General features: G+C 53.9%; 22 protein-coding genes. 5 read left to right on the top strand and 17 right to left on the bottom strand.

The features are described from left to right. Positions 1-12: 12 nt before the first annotated feature. Positions 13-840: a helix-turn-helix transcriptional regulator gene (locus tag KB449_RS01925; protein WP_282906744.1), complete on the bottom strand. Its 828-nt coding sequence runs from the start codon at positions 838-840 to the stop codon at positions 13-15. A gap of 207 nt (positions 841-1047) precedes the next feature. Here KB449_RS01925 and KB449_RS01920 point away from each other — a divergent pair, with 207 nt between their 5' ends. Further along, a complete protein-coding gene (locus tag KB449_RS01920; protein WP_282906743.1) occupies positions 1048-3921 on the top strand; it encodes a DUF7402 domain-containing protein in 2874 nt (957 codons plus the stop codon). Between the two features lie 88 nt (positions 3922-4009). On the opposite strand, the gene KB449_RS01915 is transcribed toward KB449_RS01920, so the two are convergent. The 5 genes from KB449_RS01915 to KB449_RS01895 all read right to left on the bottom strand — a co-directional run bounded on the left by KB449_RS01915 (position 4010) and on the right by KB449_RS01895 (position 8277). Next, entirely contained in the window at positions 4010-4876 is an 867-nt protein-coding gene (locus tag KB449_RS01915) for an SMP-30/gluconolactonase/LRE family protein (protein WP_282906742.1), read from the bottom strand. A 58-nt stretch (positions 4877-4934) separates the two neighbouring features. Beyond that, on the bottom strand, positions 4935-6158 hold the full coding sequence (locus KB449_RS01910) for an enolase C-terminal domain-like protein (protein WP_282906741.1): 1224 nt from the start codon (positions 6156-6158) through the stop codon (positions 4935-4937). Positions 6159-6182: 24 nt separating this feature from the next. Next, positions 6183-6974 carry an SDR family NAD(P)-dependent oxidoreductase gene (locus KB449_RS01905; protein WP_282906740.1) on the bottom strand — a complete coding sequence of 264 codons (792 nt, stop codon included), beginning with the start codon at positions 6972-6974 and terminating at the stop codon, positions 6183-6185. 18 nt (positions 6975-6992) lie between these two features. Then, positions 6993-7667, bottom strand: coding sequence for a GntR family transcriptional regulator (locus KB449_RS01900; protein WP_282906739.1), 675 nt, complete (start codon positions 7665-7667; stop codon positions 6993-6995). A 196-nt stretch (positions 7668-7863) separates the two neighbouring features. Next, positions 7864-8277: a winged helix-turn-helix transcriptional regulator gene (locus KB449_RS01895; RefSeq protein ID WP_282906738.1), complete on the bottom strand. Its 414-nt coding sequence runs from the start codon at positions 8275-8277 to the stop codon at positions 7864-7866. Positions 8278-8423: 146 nt separating this feature from the next. Here KB449_RS01895 and ahlS point away from each other — a divergent pair, with 146 nt between their 5' ends. Beyond that, complete coding sequence (gene ahlS, locus KB449_RS01890) at positions 8424-9272, top strand: AhlS family quorum-quenching N-acyl homoserine lactonase (RefSeq protein ID WP_282906737.1); 849 nt, start codon at positions 8424-8426, stop codon at positions 9270-9272. 35 nt (positions 9273-9307) lie between these two features. Here ahlS and KB449_RS01885 read toward each other — a convergent pair whose 3' ends face one another. Further along, positions 9308-10225 carry an aminoglycoside phosphotransferase family protein gene (locus tag KB449_RS01885; protein ID WP_282906736.1) on the bottom strand — a complete coding sequence of 306 codons (918 nt, stop codon included), beginning with the start codon at positions 10223-10225 and terminating at the stop codon, positions 9308-9310. Positions 10226-10329: 104 nt separating this feature from the next. Here KB449_RS01885 and KB449_RS01880 point away from each other — a divergent pair, with 104 nt between their 5' ends. Beyond that, a complete protein-coding gene (locus KB449_RS01880) occupies positions 10330-10521 on the top strand; it encodes a hypothetical protein (RefSeq protein WP_282906735.1) in 192 nt (63 codons plus the stop codon). A gap of 146 nt (positions 10522-10667) precedes the next feature. On the opposite strand, the gene KB449_RS01875 is transcribed toward KB449_RS01880, so the two are convergent. Continuing rightward, on the bottom strand, positions 10668-11327 hold the full coding sequence (locus KB449_RS01875) for a suppressor of fused domain protein (protein WP_286672178.1): 660 nt from the start codon (positions 11325-11327) through the stop codon (positions 10668-10670). Between the two features lie 44 nt (positions 11328-11371). Then, complete coding sequence (locus KB449_RS01870; RefSeq protein WP_282912710.1) at positions 11372-12238, bottom strand: DMT family transporter; 867 nt, start codon at positions 12236-12238, stop codon at positions 11372-11374. Positions 12239-12358: 120 nt separating this feature from the next. On the opposite strand from KB449_RS01870, the gene KB449_RS01865 reads away from it, so the two are divergent. Together KB449_RS01865 and KB449_RS01860 are read left to right on the top strand one after the other, a co-directional pair. Beyond that, positions 12359-13732 (top strand): aminotransferase-like domain-containing protein, encoded by a 1374-nt coding sequence (locus KB449_RS01865; protein WP_282906733.1) that lies wholly within the window; start codon positions 12359-12361, stop codon positions 13730-13732. 29 nt (positions 13733-13761) lie between these two features. Continuing rightward, the gene (locus KB449_RS01860; protein ID WP_282906732.1) at positions 13762-14598 is read left to right on the top strand and encodes an alpha/beta hydrolase; all 837 of its coding nucleotides are present in this window, start codon (positions 13762-13764) and stop codon (positions 14596-14598) included. A gap of 32 nt (positions 14599-14630) precedes the next feature. Here KB449_RS01860 and KB449_RS01855 read toward each other — a convergent pair whose 3' ends face one another. The 8 genes from KB449_RS01855 to KB449_RS01820 form a co-directional block, all read right to left on the bottom strand. Beyond that, positions 14631-15062 (bottom strand): VOC family protein, encoded by a 432-nt coding sequence (locus tag KB449_RS01855; protein ID WP_282906731.1) that lies wholly within the window; start codon positions 15060-15062, stop codon positions 14631-14633. A gap of 5 nt (positions 15063-15067) precedes the next feature. Next, complete coding sequence (locus tag KB449_RS01850; RefSeq protein ID WP_282906730.1) at positions 15068-15442, bottom strand: YciI family protein; 375 nt, start codon at positions 15440-15442, stop codon at positions 15068-15070. Positions 15443-15558: 116 nt separating this feature from the next. After that, entirely contained in the window at positions 15559-15789 is a 231-nt protein-coding gene (locus tag KB449_RS01845; protein ID WP_282906729.1) for a hypothetical protein, read from the bottom strand. A gap of 267 nt (positions 15790-16056) precedes the next feature. Next, positions 16057-16416 carry a hypothetical protein gene (locus tag KB449_RS01840; protein WP_282906728.1) on the bottom strand — a complete coding sequence of 120 codons (360 nt, stop codon included), beginning with the start codon at positions 16414-16416 and terminating at the stop codon, positions 16057-16059. 236 nt (positions 16417-16652) lie between these two features. After that, positions 16653-17894, bottom strand: coding sequence for an MFS transporter (locus KB449_RS01835; RefSeq protein ID WP_282906727.1), 1242 nt, complete (start codon positions 17892-17894; stop codon positions 16653-16655). A gap of 153 nt (positions 17895-18047) precedes the next feature. Continuing rightward, on the bottom strand, positions 18048-18521 hold the full coding sequence (locus tag KB449_RS01830; protein WP_282906726.1) for a MarR family transcriptional regulator: 474 nt from the start codon (positions 18519-18521) through the stop codon (positions 18048-18050). Positions 18522-18594: 73 nt separating this feature from the next. Further along, positions 18595-19212 (bottom strand): DUF1349 domain-containing protein, encoded by a 618-nt coding sequence (locus KB449_RS01825; protein ID WP_282906725.1) that lies wholly within the window; start codon positions 19210-19212, stop codon positions 18595-18597. Between the two features lie 37 nt (positions 19213-19249). Then, positions 19250-19783 (bottom strand): GNAT family N-acetyltransferase, encoded by a 534-nt coding sequence (locus KB449_RS01820; protein ID WP_282906724.1) that lies wholly within the window; start codon positions 19781-19783, stop codon positions 19250-19252. Positions 19784-19786: the final 3 nt, after the last annotated feature.

Genomic DNA, 19786 nt, shown 5'->3' with positions numbered 1-19786 from the left:
ATCCGCTGTGAGCTACACTTTCATCTCGGCTCGCAGCTTGCCCGGGGGCGAGCCGAACTCCATCCGGAACGTCCGAATAAAATGTCCCGCGTCCAGCCCGACCAGTCTCGCGACTTCCTTGATCGTCATCCCGGGATGCTTGCCCAACAGGAATACCGCCCGCTGCATCCGGAGCTGCCTCAAATACCGCTGCGGCGTAATACCGTATCTGCTCCGGAACAAGCGGTTCAGGTGCTGCTGCGAATACCCGAGCGATTGCGCCATCTGCGACAGCAGAATCGGCTCGGGATAATGCTCGTTCAAGAAAGCGACGGACAAATCGACGACGGCATCCTGCGCCTGCTTAGGCCCACAGGCCTGTTCGCTCTCTGCCCGGTCGTGGGAAGTCTGCCGAAGCAGCTCCAGCAGCAGCTCGTACGTTGCGCGAGAAGCCGCCCATTCATCCTTGTTTCCGGCCGCGTCCCAAATGCAGTCCATTATTGCCCACAACGGTCCCGTTTCCGCCCGCATCAGCGCCATCTCTCCGAATCCGATGACATCCAGCAGCTGATCCGCCATCGTGCCGGCGAACGACACGAACCGCACTTCCCAAGGCTCCTCCGACACCGGGTAATATTCGTGCGGCACGCCGGACCGGATGAACAGAACCTGACCGGCATCGACGGGGCGGAAGGCGTCTCCGAGCTGCCGAACAACTCCCCGTCCCGCTCTCGTCAGCAGCACTTGCGAGGCGGAGAAGCCTTCATGCCTCATCAGATGAGACTGCTCCTGATACCCGGTCGTGTACAGCCGAAAAGGAAGAATCTCCGGCTCGCGATGAGCCAAAAAACGCGTCGGCAATGCCATCCCCTCCTCATCATGTTCAAAACGGCATATCCGATCTTCATATTCGAAAATTGTGTAAGCGCTTTATCTCTTTTATTATATAGCCAAGCGAACCCTTGACCAAAAGACCGGCTAAAATCATGTTGAATTCCGGCCATGCGGAACCGCGACTTAGGCGGATCACGAGTTCGTCCAATAATCGATAAGAAGGGTGGTAATATCATGAACACGCAAGGAGCTTCACGAGGACTGGCAGTCGCGGCGATCGTCAGCCTGCTGCTATGTATAGCCGTATGGTCCGGGGAACGCAATCGAGCGTATGCGGGCAACAGCGGCTACAGCGCCGATCTGACCGGCTTTTGGAACAACGAATCTTATTGGGTACAGGACACGACCGATAAAATCGGCGTCAATCTCGGCTCCAACGGCCTCTTCTTTCCGGACTTCGTCAAAGTGGGAAACGAGTATTTGGCCTTCTACAACAATAACAGTCCCGAAGGCTACGACCATACCGACAGCCACGGCATCAACATGGCCAAGACCACGGACGGCATCCATTTCACCGACTACGGCGAAGTGATTGCGCCCGGTCCCGGCGACATGTATACCGCTTTCCCCGGAGCATGGTACGAGAACGGCACGATTCATTTGGTACACGAGCGCAATAATTACGGGCAAAATTTCAATATCGCCTACGCCACATCGACGGACGGCGGACACACGTTTACAAAGTTGGGCGATATCTTGACCGAGGATCACAGCTACTGGTATGAAACGCAAGGCATCGGTACGCCCGACCTGTACAAAGTCGACGGCACCTGGTACCTGTTCTACCATTCCTACGATGGGAATGCCGTCTATATCAACGTCGCGACCGGCACGTCCCTCAACAATCTGACGCGTTCTCCCCTGAATCCGATCATCCGCACGAGTCTGTCCAAATCGGAGATCGACAGCGGTACCGTAGGACGCAGAAGCATCGAATATTATGACGGGTACTATTACATGGGCTATGAAGTAAGCTCCGCGCCCGTACCGGTGAACGGCTGGGGCGATTATGGCCGGTCGAATTGGTCGTCGACGCTGGCCCGGTCCAGCGATCTGATCCATTGGGAGAAATATGCGCAGAGCTCGGTCATCCCTTGGCGGACACCGGCCTGGGGCAACGACGGCACGGCGCTGGTCATGATCGGCAATACCCCGTACCTGTACGTGCGGGATTACAACGACGCCGGCGTCGTATGGGCCAAACGTTACCGACTGGCCAACGATACGTCCGGCGGCGGCTTCGACCTCTCGTTCGAGGCAGAGGCGATGCAGCACGATATCGGGCAGCCCGTCCCGGACGGATGGCGCGCGGACCCGGCAAGCGATGCAGCGGGTTATCTGGTCTCCGGTCCGCCGCAAGCGAATATGCCCGGGGGCGAGAACCTGGCGATATTCAAAGCCCGAATCGACGACAACACGGTGGACGACAGCAAGGTGCTGCGGCTGGAGGTCTATGACAATACCTCGAACGCCTTGCTGGTCGGTCGAGAGATTACGCGGAAGCAGTTCAAGCAAGCGAACCATGACGAATTTTTCATCTTGCCGTACCAGAGCATGCCGGGGCATTCGTTGAAGTTCAGAACTTATTGGTATGCAACCGCGCCAATCGTCATGGACCGGGTTATGGTCAAGTTCAACGATGAAGACGCGCATCGGTACCCGGTCGAGGGAGGTTCCGTATCGCTGCTGAAGACGTTCGAAGCCGAAGGATCGTATACGCATGAGATCGGGGCGTTATCCGAGGCAGGCACGGCGTGGTCCGCGAATACGACGGACGACAGTCCGGGCTTCCTCGTAAGCGGGCAGCAAGCGGCCGACATACCGGCCGGAGCGGGCCATATCGCCGCGTTCAAACTGAAAATCGACAATAATTCGTTCAACGACGAGAAAGTGGCCGATCTCGAGGTGTTCGACCGCAACACCGGCACGCTGCTCGCGCAACGGCCGATCTTCCGCAAAGAATTTGTCGCCCCTTCAGCCTATCAGGACTTCTACGTCACTTTCTCGGCCAACGGGATTGCGAACAGCCTCGATTTTCGCGTGCATTGGGAGAAACAAGCGGCGATGGCGGTCGACAGCATCAAAGTTTATGGCGTTGGACGTAACGCGTCGGATGGGGATGTCGTCCGCAAATCGTTTAACGACGCCAGCGACGGCCTGCTCGGTTGGGTGACGACGTTGAATAAGGGCAGCTCCGCGAACTGGACCGTTGAATCGGGCGAGCTGAGCGGCCAAACGCCGGCCGCCGATCAGAGCTTCGCGATGACCGGATCGCCAACCGGCTATCTGGACTATTCGCTGGAAGCGAAAGTAAAGATCGTCAGCAATCCCGGTATCGGGGGATTGGTGTTCCGGGCCACGAGCAACCGCGATTTTTACTTGCTGCAAATCCGGGGCGACGGCGTCGCCGCCAATCGTCTGGAGCTGTACAAGTGCGTCAACGGCGCTTATACGTCGCTCGCCTCCGCCAATCCGTCAGTAGCGATCGGCCAGTGGTACAAGTATCGGATCGAAGCGGTCGGCAGCTCGATCCAGGTATTCCGGAACGACACGTTGCTTATGACGGTAACGGACGATGCGCATTACCGCGGCATGGTCGGCGCGAATGTGACGAGCGCAAGCCACGTGCATTTCGACAATTTCGTCATCAAGCAAATCAACGTCGCGCCGCAAGCGGTCGTGTCTTCGTCCAGTGAATACGACAATTGGCTGTATACGAAGCGCAATGCCGTTGACGGTCCCCCGGGCAAGGAATGGGCGTCGAACGGCGAGCTGAACCCCTGGATCAGACTGGATTGGGCCACTCCGAAGCAGATCAACAAGATCGTGCTGCGCGACCGGTTCAACCTGACGGATGCGATCAACGGCGGAACGCTTAGCTTCAGCGACGGTACGACGATTCCCGTGACGAACATCCCGAACGACGGCAGCGAGAAGGTCTTGACGTTCGCCGACAAGTCGGTCACGTGGGTCAAATTCCAGGCGACGAGCGGCACCGGGTACAATAACGGTCTGGGCGAGTTCCAGGTATTCCGCGATCCCGGTTAAGCGTATTCGGAATAATCCGCGTTCGAGGCAAGGCTGCCGACCCGATATCGGCAGCCTTTGCCGCCGGGGAGCGCCGGTGGCTGCACCGCTACAAAACGTTCGAAATCCGGGTAATATGCCAGCGTCCCAAATTGGAAATAAACAAATCATTGCCGCGAAACGCACAGTTCGTCGGATGGCAAAGCGTGTGCGCGTCCCGATCGTAGCAGAGCAGCTCCAAGCCGGCAGGCTCCGACCACCGGAACAGCATCGAAGGCTCATAACAACTGATATACACCCGCCCTTGCGAATCCAGGGCCAATCCGTCCGGCAGTGCGTCCAATTCAATGACGGTTTGTTTTTCTCCCGGCTCGCCGTTGGGAAGGATCGGTATTTGGCTCACCCGTCTGTCGAAGGTTTCCGCCACGTATAACGCATCGCCGCTCGCGGTCAACGCAAGGCCGTTGGCAAAACGCAAGGGCAACTCGTACCAAAGCCGGCCCTTGCCCGTATCCAGGTCAAACCGCCAGATCCCGGGTCCGCGCTGCTCTGCATCGAAGCTGTCGCTTACATAGAGCCATCTGTTTTTCTCGTCCACGACCGGAACGTTGGGCATGCGCATGCGGCCGCCTCGCCCGTCGCCATCGGCGAACCGGCTCAGCGCTCCCGTTGCGGTGTTCAAGCGGAATACCGCTCCGAACTTTAAATCGCAGCTATATAAGTTTCCTTGCCCGTCAAAAGCCAGTCCCAGCGTAAATCCGCCTGTCGAAGCCCGCTGCTCGATCGTGCGGCCTTCCCGGTCGATGCGGAAAATCTCTCCCTTTTCGCCTCCGCACCATATGTGTCCTTGAGAGTCGATGGCGATCCCTTCCGGATGATTCAACTGCGGTTCCGTAAAGACGCCGTCGAAAAATACGGAAGCCCGATCCATCGGCATGCTCGCCTGCATCCCGTTCCAAAACGGGGTTTTATCCACGGTGCCACCTCCTGTGAATAGCGGTGTCGGATGAGAAATGTTCGGCAAATGCGTCCGGTCAACTTCCGACGGGATCCGCCCATCGCTCATTCGGGACAAGCGGGAACCATCCCGGTCTGACCGGGTCCTGATCATACGCATATCCGCCAAGCTCGCGATACAACTCCGCGTATTGACGCACCTTGTCCCGGTCGACCTTGATGCCGAGTCCCGGACCGTCCGGCACCTGGATGGCGCCGTTTATGTATTTCATCTTGCCGCCGACTAAAATATCGTCAAGCAACTGATGGTAATGCGCATCTGCCGCATGGGACAAATTCGGGATGACCGCGCCCATGTGAAGCATCGTCGCCAATTGAATGCCAAGCTCTCCCGACGAGTGGACCGCTAATCCGAGCTGGAACGTCTCGCATACGCCGGCCGCCTTGATGCAAGGCCTGATTCCGCCCCAGAACGTCGTATCCAGCAATATGACATCGACAGCCAGATCGAGGATATTGGCGGCAAGCTGCTCGAAGTTAACGACTACCGTATTCGTTGCCGTGGGAATGCGCACCATCGACCGCACGCGACGCATCCCGTTTAATCCCCATGTGGGATCTTCGAAATAGTCGTTGTTCAGACATTCGATCGCCTGCCCGAACCGGATAGCCTCCTCCACGCTCAGCGCAGCATTAGGGTCATACCGCAGTTTGTCGTTCGGGAATGCGGCAGCCAGCGCTTGATAGCACTCCAGCTCATAATCCGGGTGGAACACGCCGCCCTTCAGTTTATGCACCGAAAAGCCGTGCTCCCGCTTTAAATCGGCGCAATGCTTGACCAATTGCTCTACCGTTCTGACTTCGCCCGGAACTCCCGGCTCGTTCGGCGAACGGAAAAACAAATAGCTGGCGAACGGAACCCGATCCCGCACTTTGCCCCCAAGAAGCGCATGAACGGGAACGCCCTGCTTCTGCCCTATAATATCCAGACAGGCGAACTCGATGGCCGCGTGCAGCTGCGTCCTATTGTTGTACAAGCTCGCCGTAGGATTGCAGATTTTAAAGCGCAGATCCTCCAATAAGTACGGATCGTGGCCGATCAAGTACTTTTTCAGTCCGGCAAAAGCCATTTCCGCGCTTTCGCCGCCTCCTCCCATTTCCCCGTAACCGATAATGCCCTCGTCCGTCTCGATCTCGACAATCGTCCGTACGAACCGTCCCCAATGCGCACCCATGGCATGCCGCAAAGTCGCTTCAAGCGGTACAGCAACGGTGGTAGCCCGCAAATCTACGATTTTCATCCCGGTATCCCCTTCCTTGTGCCGCTAATCCGGCAGCTTCACGCCTATCGTCGCCAGCAACCCGCCGTCGATCTTGATATCGGCCCCGGTAATAAACCCAGCTTGGTCGCTGCACAGATAGGCGATCAGCTCCGCAACTTCCTCCGCCGTCCCCACCCGGCCGATCGGATGCATATTGCTCCAGGAGCGCAGGACTTCCGTTTGCGTCGATTCTCCTTTAAACAGGTCCGCGGCCCAGCGCAGCATCGGCGTATCGACGGAGGCCGGGCAGACTGCGTTTACGCGAATACGGTCTGCCGCATGGTCGACCGCCATCGCGCGGGTCAAGGCGTTGATTCCGCCTTTGGAGGCCGAATAAGCCGCCACCCTCTGCTGGGCAGCGTACGCTTGGACGGACGACACATGAACGATCGCGCCTCCGCCCCGTTTTCTCATTTCCGGGATACAATACTTGGAGGTTAGAAACATTCCTTTCAAGTTTACGCCGATCACTTCGTCCCACACGGATTCATCCGTCTCGGTGACATCGCCGTATCGCTGTACGCCAGCGCTATTCACCAGAATGTCGATTCCGCCGAACGCATCGGACGCCTGCCGGACCGCCGCCTGCACTTGTTCGCGCCGGGACACGTCCGCCCGAATGGCGATCGCCCGCCGGCTTCCCGCCAATTCGCCTAATTGTTCCGCTGCGTCCGCAGCTTCCTCGTTAGAAACGATGGCCACGGAAGCGCCTTCACGGACGAACAGCCGGGCGACAGCGAGTCCGATTCCTTTGCTTCCCCCGGTAACAAGAGCGGCCTTGGCATGAAAACGCATTTCTCTCTTCCCTCCCATTCATTCTCCGTCGTTCCGCAACCTTTCTTGGCCGGCCAGAATGTGCTGCCGAACAACGCTCGCCAGTTTTTCAACCGACTGCAGACGGATGGCCTCGATCATTTCCCGATGCTCCCCGATCGTCTGTTCCGCTCTTGTCTCGTACTGGTCGTAATAATACCGTGCGACTTGCGTATGGAAGTTAAGCGAGCGATAAACCTCGAACAATCTATCGTTGCCGGTTGCTCCGATCAATTGCTCGTGAAAGGCGGCGTCCAGCTGGTTAAAGGCGAAATAATCAAATTCATTTTTGTCTTTTCGCAGCTCGTCTTCGAGCAACGACTGCGTTTGTTCCAGGTGAACGATCTGCTCTTCCGTGACATGCCGGATCATGTCGTCGCAGCTCCCGCCCTCAAGCAGCAGGCGAATCGCGAATAGCTCGAGCATATCCTTTGTCGTGAACCGCGTGGCGTAGGTTCCTACTTTCGCTCGGACCTCCACAAGCCCTTCGTTTGCGAGTCTGGCGATCGCATCCTTCACGGGCGTTCGGCTAACCCCCCACTGATCGGACAACGTATTCATTTCGATCCGTTCGCCCGGCTTGATAACATTCGTCGTAATCGCCTTTTTAAGCCGCTCGTATACCTTCTCGGATAAATCCTCGGACCGTATTTTTACGAACAATTCGGAACTCATGCACATCCTCCAATCGATACGCCAACGTTTGACGATAAATTATCTGATAAATTTATGATTTATAATTTATTTGTAGTTTAACCGTTCCCGGTCGATATCGTCAACTCAGATCTTTTGATTCCCTTCTGGCCAAGCCATTCCGTTCAACAAAAAAGGCAGCAGATCAAATGACCTGCTGCCGTTGCGTCCGTCGATATCAGCTCGACGTGATAGGGGATGTAGGGACTGAATCCGGCGTACCAACAAAGTCGTACTTCACCCGCGCCTCTACGACCTGCGTGTAATTGTCTCTTCCCCACTGCCTTAACGTCTTCATCGGCTGAAGCAGCGATTCCCCCAATGCGGTTAGTGAATACTCGACGCTTACAGGCACGGTAGGCGTAATGTGTCGCTGCACCAATCCGTCGCGCTCCAGCTTGCGTACCGTCTGGGTAAGCATTTTTTTAGATATCCCCTCCACCCTCCGCAGCATTTGCCCATATCTGATCTTGCCGTTTTCCATGGCGTATATAACAAGGGCGGCCCACTTGCTGGAGATAATGTCCAGAACTTTGCTATAGCCGCAATTGGATAACGTAATATCAGATCGCTTAGTTGCTGAATGAGCCAAACCGTCCCCTCCTATGCACAATGAAGCTCCCTGGACACCTTAAAGTGCCTACTTTTATCATTTTATTTTTTGCATTACTGTATGTCTATACCAGCCCTGAGCGGCGCCGCACGAGCTGGATTCCTTCGACAGGCAGGTAAATCATGATGACAAATATCGTGAAGACGCATCCCAAGCTATACGTATTGGATAACGGACGCATGAGCATGGACAAAAATTGGATCATATCCATGCACAATCCGGCAACCATTAACAATCCGAATGCCCGGACACAATTTGTGGAATTTCCAATTTATACGGTGCTGATCGATCATCCCGAGGGGAAAATTTTGTTCGATACTGCCTGCAATCCAGATGCAATGGGCGCCGAAGGGCGTTGGGCCCAGTCGACACAACAGTCGTCTCCCTGGGTGGCAAGCGAGGAATGTTACCTGCATAACCGGCTGGAGCAGCTTAAGGTCAGACCCGAGGAAATCAAGTATGTCGTTGCCTCCCACCTGCACCTGGACCATGCGGGATGCCTCGAATTGTTCACGAATGCGACCATTATTGTCCATGAGGATGAGTTTAACGGCGCGCTGCAGACTTACGCCCGCCATGAAAAAGAGGGTGCCTATGCGTGGGCCGATATAGACGCTTGGATCAAAAACGGGTTGCAATGGAAAACGGTCAAACCGGGAGAAGACAACCTGGAGCTGGCGGAGGGTATTAAAATCTTGAATTTCGGAAGCGGTCATGCATGGGGAATGTTAGGTCTTCAGATCGAAATGCCAGAAAGCGGCGGCATCATTCTGGCCTCCGATGCTATTTATACCGCGGAAAGTTTGGGGCCTCCGGTCAAGCCGCCAGGCATTATTTACGATACGATCGGCTATCGAAACACAGTAGAGAAAATTCGCGCTTTGGCTGCCCGCACGAACGCCCAAGTGTGGTTCGGGCACGATGCGGATCAATTCGGAACGTTGAGAAAATCTACCGAAGGCTATTATGAATAACGAACGTTCGCTTGGCGCGAAGCTCCGTTATTCATTTACAGCTTGTTCAAATAGCCCGCAAAGCGCTCCGATATGCCGATCCCCCGCTGCCAATCCGTTCCTCCGTCTTCAATCGTCCAACACGCGTCGAGCACGCCTCGCGCGACGCCCCACATCGCGATCCGGCGACGGTCCAGATCGAGACGATCGGCCATGACGGCGATTCTGTTGTGCAGCACTTGCTCGCGATCGCCGCCTCGATCTTCGTAGTTAAGCAGGTATTGGATCGTCTCGAAATGGATGTCGCCGACGACGCCTTTCGGATCGATGACCGCCCATTGCGATTCGCCGCGGAGCAGGATGTTCTCATGATGCAGATCGCCGTGCAGCAGAACATCCTCGCTCGTCGTCGAGATGAGATAGGCCAGGCATTCTTCCGCATTTTCCAGCCAGCTCTCCGGCAGCGGAGCTTCGCTCTCCCCGCGGCTTTGCCTCTCGCGATATCGCTCGATGCCCGCGAAGTGCCGCTTCATGGAATGGTATCCCGCATCGGTCGGAGCCGAGAGATGAAGGCCGTTAAATACTTCGCAAAAAATCTCGGTCGCGGCCGCATCGTCCTCGATCGCCGATAACGGCGTGCCCGGTTCTACGCATTCAAGCAAAGCCGTGCCCCTGTCCTCGTCTTCATCCAGCACACGGATCGTTCCCCGCCCCTCGTAGGCGCGAAGCACCTTGATTTCCCTGGACAGCTCTTCTTTCATGAACGACGCTTTAAGGACGACCGGATTGCCGTCGCTGCGCTTCGCGCGAAGCAAGAAGTTGTAAGATAAGTTGGAAAAGGGCTGCTCCGGGACAAAGCCGAAACGCTGTGCGAACTCGTGAACCAACCCGGGCAACGCCTCCGTCCATGCGGATCCTTCCTCGCCGTGGAGCTCATGCATTCTTTTTTTAAAAGTATCGGGAATTGCGATCATGTGCGCGATGACTCCCTTCAGCGAGCGTATATTGTTTATAATATAAGATGATTTCCGGTTAAGCTTGTCATACAAAAGTTCGCGTTGGACAGGGGCATTTCCTGTTGTTTATCGCCATTTTGATAGTTGTGCTCGCCGGATTGGCCGAGATCGGCGGCATTTCCTTTGTCATGTGGCACGACGAAGGCGCGATCAAGCAGCCGCTCCGCGAGTCGGCGCTGTCTCCTGCGCTGCGCGTCCACCTGGGCATTGCACGCCGTTTCTCCAGCATCATTTTTCTGAGCGTGATCATATAAACTTCTCCTGTCGTTGGTATGGGGACACGCGAAATAAAAAAGACCCTGTGAAGGGCTTAAATCACGTCGATGTCGACCCATAGGGTGCCTCGGTCAACCTCGTAGCCTCAATTTCTCTCCTGCAGATGCGCGATTCTAGCCTTCTGCTATAAATAAGACTGCGTCCGGTTCATATCCGTCATCAGAAACGGATTATCCCGCTTCATGTTCTCGATTAAGCGATGAATTCGAGTGCCGTCCTCTTTCAATAGATCTAGCTCTCGTTGCGTTATTCCAACCAATTGATTGAAATCAACCTTGCCATGAACGGTATTAATCCCTTCAGCTTCCGTATCGCTTACGACGATCAAGGCTGTAATCGCAGATTCAACGCCGACGTGTATCGAGCTTCCATTCCCTGCGATATACTGAAAGGGCTCGAAGAAAGTTTCACGCGTGTACGTATACCTGGCAAGATTCGAAAGCATATCGATGGCCCACAAACAGTTTTCTACCGATTCTTCCTTCAACTTGAATGTCATTTCATAGCCCCACCGGCTCCATTCGCCTCCAAAGGATTGTTCCTCCACGTAAAGCTCCGTCATTCCATACGTCAGCATATGCTTATATCCATTCTCAGACTGATAGATGCTATAGCCGTCCAGGAAGTTATCTCCCCCGAACAGGGCGCGTACATGAATATCTGTCCCGTAATGGGCCGGCGTCTGTCCGGGATAAAGCTTTTCGAATGCTTCATCGATAGCATCCCAGCCTGGCGCCCAATCTTCCTGCTCCGCTGCCCGAATTTGATACGCATCCAGGTTCAATCGATTCACCTCGTTATTTTGCTACGAATCCAGTTACCTCCATTTTATTTTGAAGCGAATCGTTTCGCAAACGCCACGCACAGGACAACGCCCGTATTCACGATAAAGACCGGCCAGCCAACGGATTCATGCAAGACAAGAGCCGAGAGCAGCAGGCCGAAGAAGGGTTGGAGGAGCTGCAGCTGCCCGACCGCCGCTATGCCGCCTTGCGCAAGACCGCGATACCAGAACACGAAGCCGATCAGCATGCTGAACAGCGAGACATAGCCAAGGCTCAAGTAAGATGACAATCGAATGCTGCCCCAAGATTGAGGCATCGTACACAACGCAATAACCAACATTGGCGGCAGCGATAGGAGGAGCGCCCAGGAGATGACCTGCCATCCGCCCAGTCTCCGCGATAGTCGCGCGCCTTCGGCATACCCGTACCCGCACGCGGTAATCGACGCCAGCATGAGCCCATCGCCGAGTGGCGATGCTGCGGCTCCATTAACCAATGCATATCCCGCTACAAGGCAGCTCCCTAGCGCCGATAACACCCAAAACGCCGGCGTAGGGCGCTCGCCACCCCGCAGTACCCCAAAAACGGCGGTCGATAGCGGCAGCAAGCCCACATAGACAATCGCATGCGCAGTGGCGACATATTGAAGCGCCAAGCCGGTCAGCAGCGGAAACCCTACGACAACGCATAACGCCACTAACGCAAGCGGGAAAATCTCTTTAACAACGGGCCGTTGTTGCCTGAAGATAACCAGCAATCCAGCCGCCAATATCCCGGCAATGGCAGCGCGGCATGCCGTAAGGAACAGCGGATCGAAATCCATAACCGCCAATCGCGTTGCCGGCAGGGAGCCGCTGAAGACAAGCACGCCTAAAAATCCGTTGATCCACCCGCCTGTTGTTTGGTTCATGCTGTACACCCCATATTTACGCTTATTCGATAATCTGCATTATAATAGCGACAGATGTGCACGTACATCCACAATAATCGCATCTGTAAGGATACAGATCGCAATTTAGGGGGAGCAGCGATGACAAATAAAAAGCAAGCGGTGATCTCCCGGATCCGCTCGGATATCGTCGACGGTCTTGTTATTCCGGGGCAAAAATTGCCCTCCATACGAGAGCAAAGCCAAGCCTTTTCATGCAGCCTCAATACGATCATCAGCGCCTATCAGGAGCTCGAAAGAGAGCATCTCATCTACTCGCGCCCGAAAAGCGGCTACTACGTCGTCGCCCAGGAAGCCCTTTTACCCTTGCTCCAAAAGCAACGCATCGATTTTACGTCGGCGGCGCCGGCACCCTCTTCACTATCTCAAACGGATTTTCGGCAATGCCTGAACAAGGCGATGGCCTTATTCGAAGATTCCATCTTCACCTATCCCGATCCGCAAGGATTGTTGTCCCTGCGACAGGAAATGGTGCAGCTGTTTCATAAACAACAAGTCTTTTCTTCGGAGCGGCAGATCTTTGTGTTTTCAGGCGCCCAGCAAGCGCTTCATCTGCTGAACGGAATGCCTTTCCCCAACGGCAAAACGAACATCCTGGTGGAACAACCTACCTACTGGGGGATGCTGGAGTCGCTAAAAGCGCAAAACCAAACCGTCATCGGCATCGAAAGAACGCCCGAAGGCATAGACTGGACCGCGTTGGAACGCCATTTTCAAAGCAATATGATCAAGTTCTTCTATACGATTCCGCGTTTTCATAATCCGTTAGGCACCTCTTATACGCCAAAAGAGAAGCAAAGAATAGCGGATCTCGCGCAAAAGTACGATGTGTATATCGTCGAGGACGACTATTTAGCGGACTTTGAAACCGACAGCAAAGCGGATCCGATATGGGCTTACGGCGGCTCCAGTCATGTCCTGTACCTTCGGAGCTTTTCAAAAGTCATGCTGCCGGGACTGAGACTCGCCGCTGCGGCCGTCCCGAAGACATTGGTGCCCTCCCTTCAGCAGCATAAGCGAACGGCGGATCTGAGCACATCCGTGCTCTCGCAAGGGGTGCTGGAGATTTTTATGCAATCCGGCATGTACGCGCATCATGCCAAGCGAATGAGAGCCATGTACGGCCAGCGAATGCGCAAGCTAAAGGAAGCCTCGAGCCGACTGCTGCCCAAGGCCTTTCTATATTCCATCCCGTCCAGCGGAGGGATCTTTGCCGCAATTAATCTACCGGGCATCCATACGGAGGAGCTTGCCAAGCGGTTAAGCGAACGGGGCGTCGACGTGCTCCGGGCGGACCAGCAATTCCTCCCCACTTTTCCCAAGCCGAACCTGCTGCGGATGAGCATGATGCGCACAGATGAACAGGAGATTGAAAAGGGCATTCAAACGATCGCGGAAGAACTCGACCATGCTAAACTTACCGATAACGACTATACGCCGTCCTTCTGGATTTAAATGAGAAGATTGTACAAGGAGACTCATTCATGACGATTAGCGATCCACTGCCTTGGAGAGAGGTTCTCATAGACGAGGCTGCCCACACCCTATCCGGCGACGTCCGAATCATAGACGCATTCCCGATCCCGCAGCTTGAGATTGCGCGGAGAGTGTGGATTTATTTGCCGAGGAGTTATAACGAAGGAATTCGCAGCTATCCGGTCTGGTACTTGCATGACGGTCAAAACGTATTCGATCAAGCGACGTCGTGGGGAACCGAGTGGGGCGTCGACGAGGCGATGGAGCAGATGTCGCAGGAGGATCCCACGCTGGAGGCGATCGTGGTCGCGGTCGATCACGGGGACGATCAGCGCAATCACGAATATAACTTCGCGATTAATTCGGAATATGGCTTCGGGGGAAAAGGGGAGGCGCATGTCGCGTTTGTGGCGGAGACGCTGAAGCCTTATATCGACAGCCGCTTCCGGACGCTTCCCGAGGCGGCGCATACGATGATTGGCGGCAGCTCGTTCGGCGCCTACATCTCGCTGTTTGCGGCAATTCGTTACCCCGATCGGTTTGGCCGCGTGGGCGGGATTTCCTTTGTCATGTGGCACGACGAAGGCGCGATCATGCAGCTGCTCCGGGAGTCGGCGCTGTCTCCAGCGCTGCGCGTCTACTTGAGCATCGGAGAGCAGGAGACCGACAATCCTGATTTTAATAAACTAGCTCTGGAGCACGTCACGCAAGCTCGCCAGGCCATAGTCGCAGCGGGGGTTCCGGAGAGCCGCGTCCGATTCGACTGCGTGCCGGACGGGACGCACCACGAATCTACGTGGGGCCGGCTATTTCCCGAGATGCACCGGTGGCTGCTTCAGCCTTAACGCTCATCAAACATGGCAAAACGATTGGAACACTACGGCCGCCAGACTTCCCACAGGTTGCCGTCCGGATCGGCAAACGTTATATTGGGTCCGCTGGTCATCCGTTCACCGATAATATTTACGCCGTTTTTCTTGAAGCGCTCCAGGAGCTCCTCGATCCGCGGCGAGATGAAGCACGCGATGGCATGGGGCCTGCCCTGATCCAAAGACCACGAGAAACGTAAGCGACCGCCTTCTTCATCGGACTTGTGGAGGAACAGCGCAGGGACGACTTGCCTTAACCCCGGCGAAGGCAAGTCGCCATTCTGGTCGGGTACGTTTAAAACGGCCGTCGTCATCCCAGGCTCCATACGCTCGCTGCTTGCCGGTTGGTACCCCAAGTTTTTTTGATACCATTGAATCGACTCGTACACATCATTCACAGGTACGTAAATGCAAGTTACTCCCGTAATATATTCGCGCATAGACGTTATTCCTCCGTAATATCCGGCGCCTCAAACACCTGCCGCAATTCGATCTGCCCTTCCCCGTGCCCTTGCGGGTCCGGCATCCTCGTGGCCCAATGGACCGCTTCTTCCTTCGACTTCACGTCGATAAGGATGAATCCCGCGACTAAATCCGGCGACGGCGCAAAAGGGCCTTCCGTGACGACCGGCTCCTCCCCCGGCTTCGGAAACGATATGCGCAGTCCGTTTGAGCTCGGGTGCAGCCCCTTTGCCATAATCCTTACTCCGGCTTCTATCAATTCTTCATTGTACCTCGACATAGCCTCCCTGAGCTGCGCGCTCGGAAGCTTCCCGGCTTCCGAATGGTGCGAGGCTTTGACGATCAGCATAAATAGCATCAGGTTTCCTCCTTCATGCGGATTCTCTGTCTTAAATATATCTTTTTATTCGATTCCCCGTTTCTTTTAGATTGCTATAATAGCCGCCCCGCCGTCGTTTATCGTTTCCCGAGACGTTAATCAAGCAAGAGATCGTCAACGCGTCCCGAATAATATAAAAAAGCCTCGCCCCATCCATTCGATAGCGAGATTTCTTGAAGCGATGCAGTAGGCGCAAACATAGCGGCGATTTCGGGCAAAACCGATAGGTCCTTGCGCTGGAGGCGCTCCAGGACATCATCAAGCTCAGCGATCAGGTCGTTAATGTCATCGTACTTGGACCAGAGCAGTTCTGTGTCTTTCCCCATGTATCCTCGTATGTGCAGGATGATCTCCGCTAATTCTTTGTTGCGAATGTTGCCCCCTCCTTATTTTCGATTTTTGCTTTACTCCAAAAGTCTATGTCGCCATATTCATACATTATTTTTCCTTCTCTATTCGTCGCCTGAATCGTTATAGGCAACTTCAACCTGCTTTCTATCAAAGAATACCAAAGGATAATCTCGCCATCATTAATCATTTGGGCTGTCTTATTGACCTCGCTTATCAAAAAAATCTGGGTGATATCCGGATCTTTAACCAGACCGTACAGCAGATGGATGTTTGATTTGTTTTTCCGTACCGTGCCAGCTTAATTTCTGATCTGTAAAAATAGAGGTTTTGCCTAGGTAATCATCGACTTTGTATCTACGAAAATTCTTTTTAAGCGATAAAACGCCCAACTCTGACTTATTCGTTTTGTAAAAAGCGATCGTTTGTTTTTGATCTGCATGCAAATGAACGATTTCGTTATAGTTTGGATCTGCCTTTAATATCGCCTCTCCAAGCTGATCGTGAAGAGGCTTATTTTGTTGCAGCAGCCACACAAGTAGCAACAATGAAGTTATAAGAAAACCGAGCGTGACGAACGAAATAAAAAGCATTTTATTATTCATTCGGGATCTCCTCAGTATCTGCACTGTAACGTTAATATTCGTTGTTCGCCAGAACGATCCTGCCCAACATATGTAAAAAAAGCAGCAGCTCCGGACAGACTCAGTCCTTCACTCCTGCTGGTCTCTTGCTTAATTACGCTACTATGCTATAAAATCGGCGGCTTCGAATCGAGCACTCGATCTCCCTTGCTGTTCGGCTGAGAAATGACTAGAAATTCAATCTGATCCCTACGCACTCATTTTAACAATGCCGGTCTCCTCCTGCCCCACAACACAGGGACCGCAGCCGCAATAAGAATCACGCCCATTAATGCAGGTGCGGCGTGGCCAAGCGATACGTAAACCTGCCCTCCAATGATCGGCCCGATCATCCTCGCTAATGCCTGAATCGATTGGCTGCCGCCCTGGATTCTTCCTTGTTCGCTCGAATCGACCGACTTGGATAACATCCCATTGAAGGAAGGGCCGAAAATCGAATCGCCAAAGCCGAATACGAACATGCCCGCGATAAAGAGCGGATAAAAGGAGAACAACGCGGATACCGCAAACATACCGTAGCCGACGAGCTCCGCGCTCATCCCGATAATCGCGATCTGTTTATCGCTTCGCTTTTTCAGAAGCTTGGGCATGATCAAGCTTTGGGAGAGGATGTCCTGCACGCCCATGATGGAAAACAGGAGTCCGATCGTTGCCGGCTTCCAGTTGAAGGTGTCCAGGGTAAATTGAGAAAATACGGCCTGGAGCGATCCGTTCGGTACCCATAGCAGAAATGCGGAGATAAGGAGTCTGCTCAAGCTTTTCATGGAAAGCAGGCTTGCAAGCTGGGCGAACGGATTCAGTCTTACAAGGGGAATCGCCTTCAGCCTCCTGTTCTTGTCCAGGCTCTCCGGCATAAAGAAGTATCCGTATGCAACATTCAGTAAAGTGATGACGGCTCCAAAATACAGAGGTGCGGCATAATCGAGCTTGGCCAGCACCCCGCCCAGCGTCGGGCCGATGACGGTGCCTACGCCGACGACCGCGCTCACCCAACCGAAATACTTGGTTCTCTGCTCCGGTGGGATGATGTCTGCAAAGTAGGCGAATAGGGTGCCGATGCTGCCGCCGGTTATCCCTTCTATGATGCGCCCCGCAAACAGGATCCACAGCGCGCCGCCCAATCCGAATACGAAGTAGCCAATCGCGGAACCCAATAGGCACAGCAGCAGCAAGGGACGACGGCCATATTTGTCGCTGAGGGCGCCAAGTACGGGAGCTGCGAAAAACACGCAGCATGCGTAAACGGAAGTAAGCAGCGTAACGGCGATGGCTTGCGCTGCCGGATCGCTATTATACGGCTGCACCAGGAACGGGACGACAGGCGCGATGATGCTGAAGCCGATTCCGCATAAAAACACGGACATGAGACCGAATAACAGTGCCTTCCTATCTATGCTTTGCGCTGGGTGCCGGTCAGACTTGGATCTGGATTGGAACACTGGCATTCTCCTCTTGATGTTCAATATTTTGTTTCCTTGGAAACACAATCACATCGTAACGCCTTTTTGTGTCCTCGTCAACAAAAATAAAAGCATAAAAAAGCAGCCTATACTCCAAAGAGTTGGCTGCCAGGGTTCCATCGTTATGGCTTTCTATTCCGACGTCATCTCGACGCCCTGTTTCTTGATTTCCGCATCCAAATGCCTGCTGTACCGCTCCACGAAGCTTAACATGCTGTCGTATTGCGCATCGGTTATCTGTTCAAAAACGGCCTTGTCCCGCTCGCGAAATTCGTTGTGCAGCTTCTCATGGATGCGGTTAACCTGCTCCCCTTGCGCCGTAAGCCTGAAGTAAATTTCCTTTTTGTTTTCAGGTTTCTGGTAACTTTCGATAAGCCCCTTTTCCATGAGCTTTTTCGCTATTTTGCTGATGGCGCTTCTGGTCATATAGAAGGACTCCGCAAGCTTGGTCACATTGGAATCCGCATGTTGGGCAATGTATTCGATGCAGTGCACCTCTGAGGGCTTGTGCCCCTTGAGGCTAACCTCCATCTTCGACTTGTTGAGCCATACCAGCTTGTTGTACAGGTCTCTGAAGCTTGCGAGAACCTGGTCTTCCTTGTTCATGGCGTGTCCTCCCGCCGCTCATCATACTTCCCTTATATCATGCGGACGGCAAATAGTAAATCAAACGGACCTGTCACGCTTCAACCGGAGGGTCGACATGGAGATCTTGATCAGGCGCAGTCAGTTCCCATCTAGTGAAAGTAACTTCAAAACCCTCCCGGGTCGGCGAACATGCAAACGGGCCTGCCTGGTTACCCGTTGGATAAGGGAATCTTGCGACGCGAATGGTCCGCCAAGCATGCTTTTTGCTTCGCGCCCGGATAATGACGGCTTCTTTGAGGATGGATGCGCGTACGGTCACTTCCTCCCCCGCCCATTCAGGCACCGCCGTAAGCGACCAGTCCGAATACCCGTCCGTCACCACTGTAGCGAGTTGAGGAATGCCATCGTTTATTTCAATCCCTGTTTTAGTCCATTGCCCGGGACCGTGGTATAGCAGCAGGCCTGCCTGATCGTACAGCTCCGTAAAGGAATCGAGTTGAAAACTCACTTCAACCGCAGTCTCGGGATCCCAATGAGCAAGCAATGCCGGCCCATCTTCATATTCGAATCCGTACAAGGTCTTTTTCCAAAAGTCTCTCCCTTTTTCCGGCGACACCTTCAAAAATTCGCCTTCCTCCCGGAAGCTTTGGGGAGGGTTGAGCCATGCGCCTGTATGCCATTCCATTCGTTGTCTGCGCTGCTGCGTCATCCTTAAAACTTCCTTTCCTCTATGAAATGGGTGATGCCTAGCAATGCGACCCGATATGAAAAAGAACGTGTTTCCTTATAGGACTGTCTTCTTCGACTTTCGGATGGTTAAATGTGCGAACAAAACGCATACCGATTTTGCGCATCACATTTTCCGAAGGCTTGTTCACTTCAGCCGTAAAACTATAAATGTCGTTAAAACCTAACTCATTAAAGCCATACTGTAAGCAGGCAGTCGCCCCCTCGGTGGCATATCCTTTTCCCCAAGCTTCTTTTTTCAGCCGCCATCCGATTTCAATACAAGGCGTAAAGTCAGCCTCGAATGTTGCCCTATGAAACCCTATAAACCCGATAAACGCTTGACTTTGCGTTTCTTCCACCGCGTAAAATCCGAACCCGCATTCTTTAAACTCGGCCGCGATCGAGCGATAAAACGCGGTTGTCTGCTCGGCCGATAACGTTTTAGGAAAATACCTCATCACGGTTTCATCCGCATTCATTCGACAGAATGGCTCCAGGTCGGCTTCTTCCCAATCGCGTAATTTTAGTCTTTCCGTCTCCAGATAGATCAATTT

Source organism: Cohnella hashimotonis (assembly GCF_030014955.1).
GTDB classification, from domain to species: Bacteria; Bacillota; Bacilli; order Paenibacillales; family Paenibacillaceae; genus Cohnella; species Cohnella hashimotonis.
Note: the sequence above shows the minus strand (reverse complement) of the source record. Positions and strands in the feature narration are given on the sequence as shown.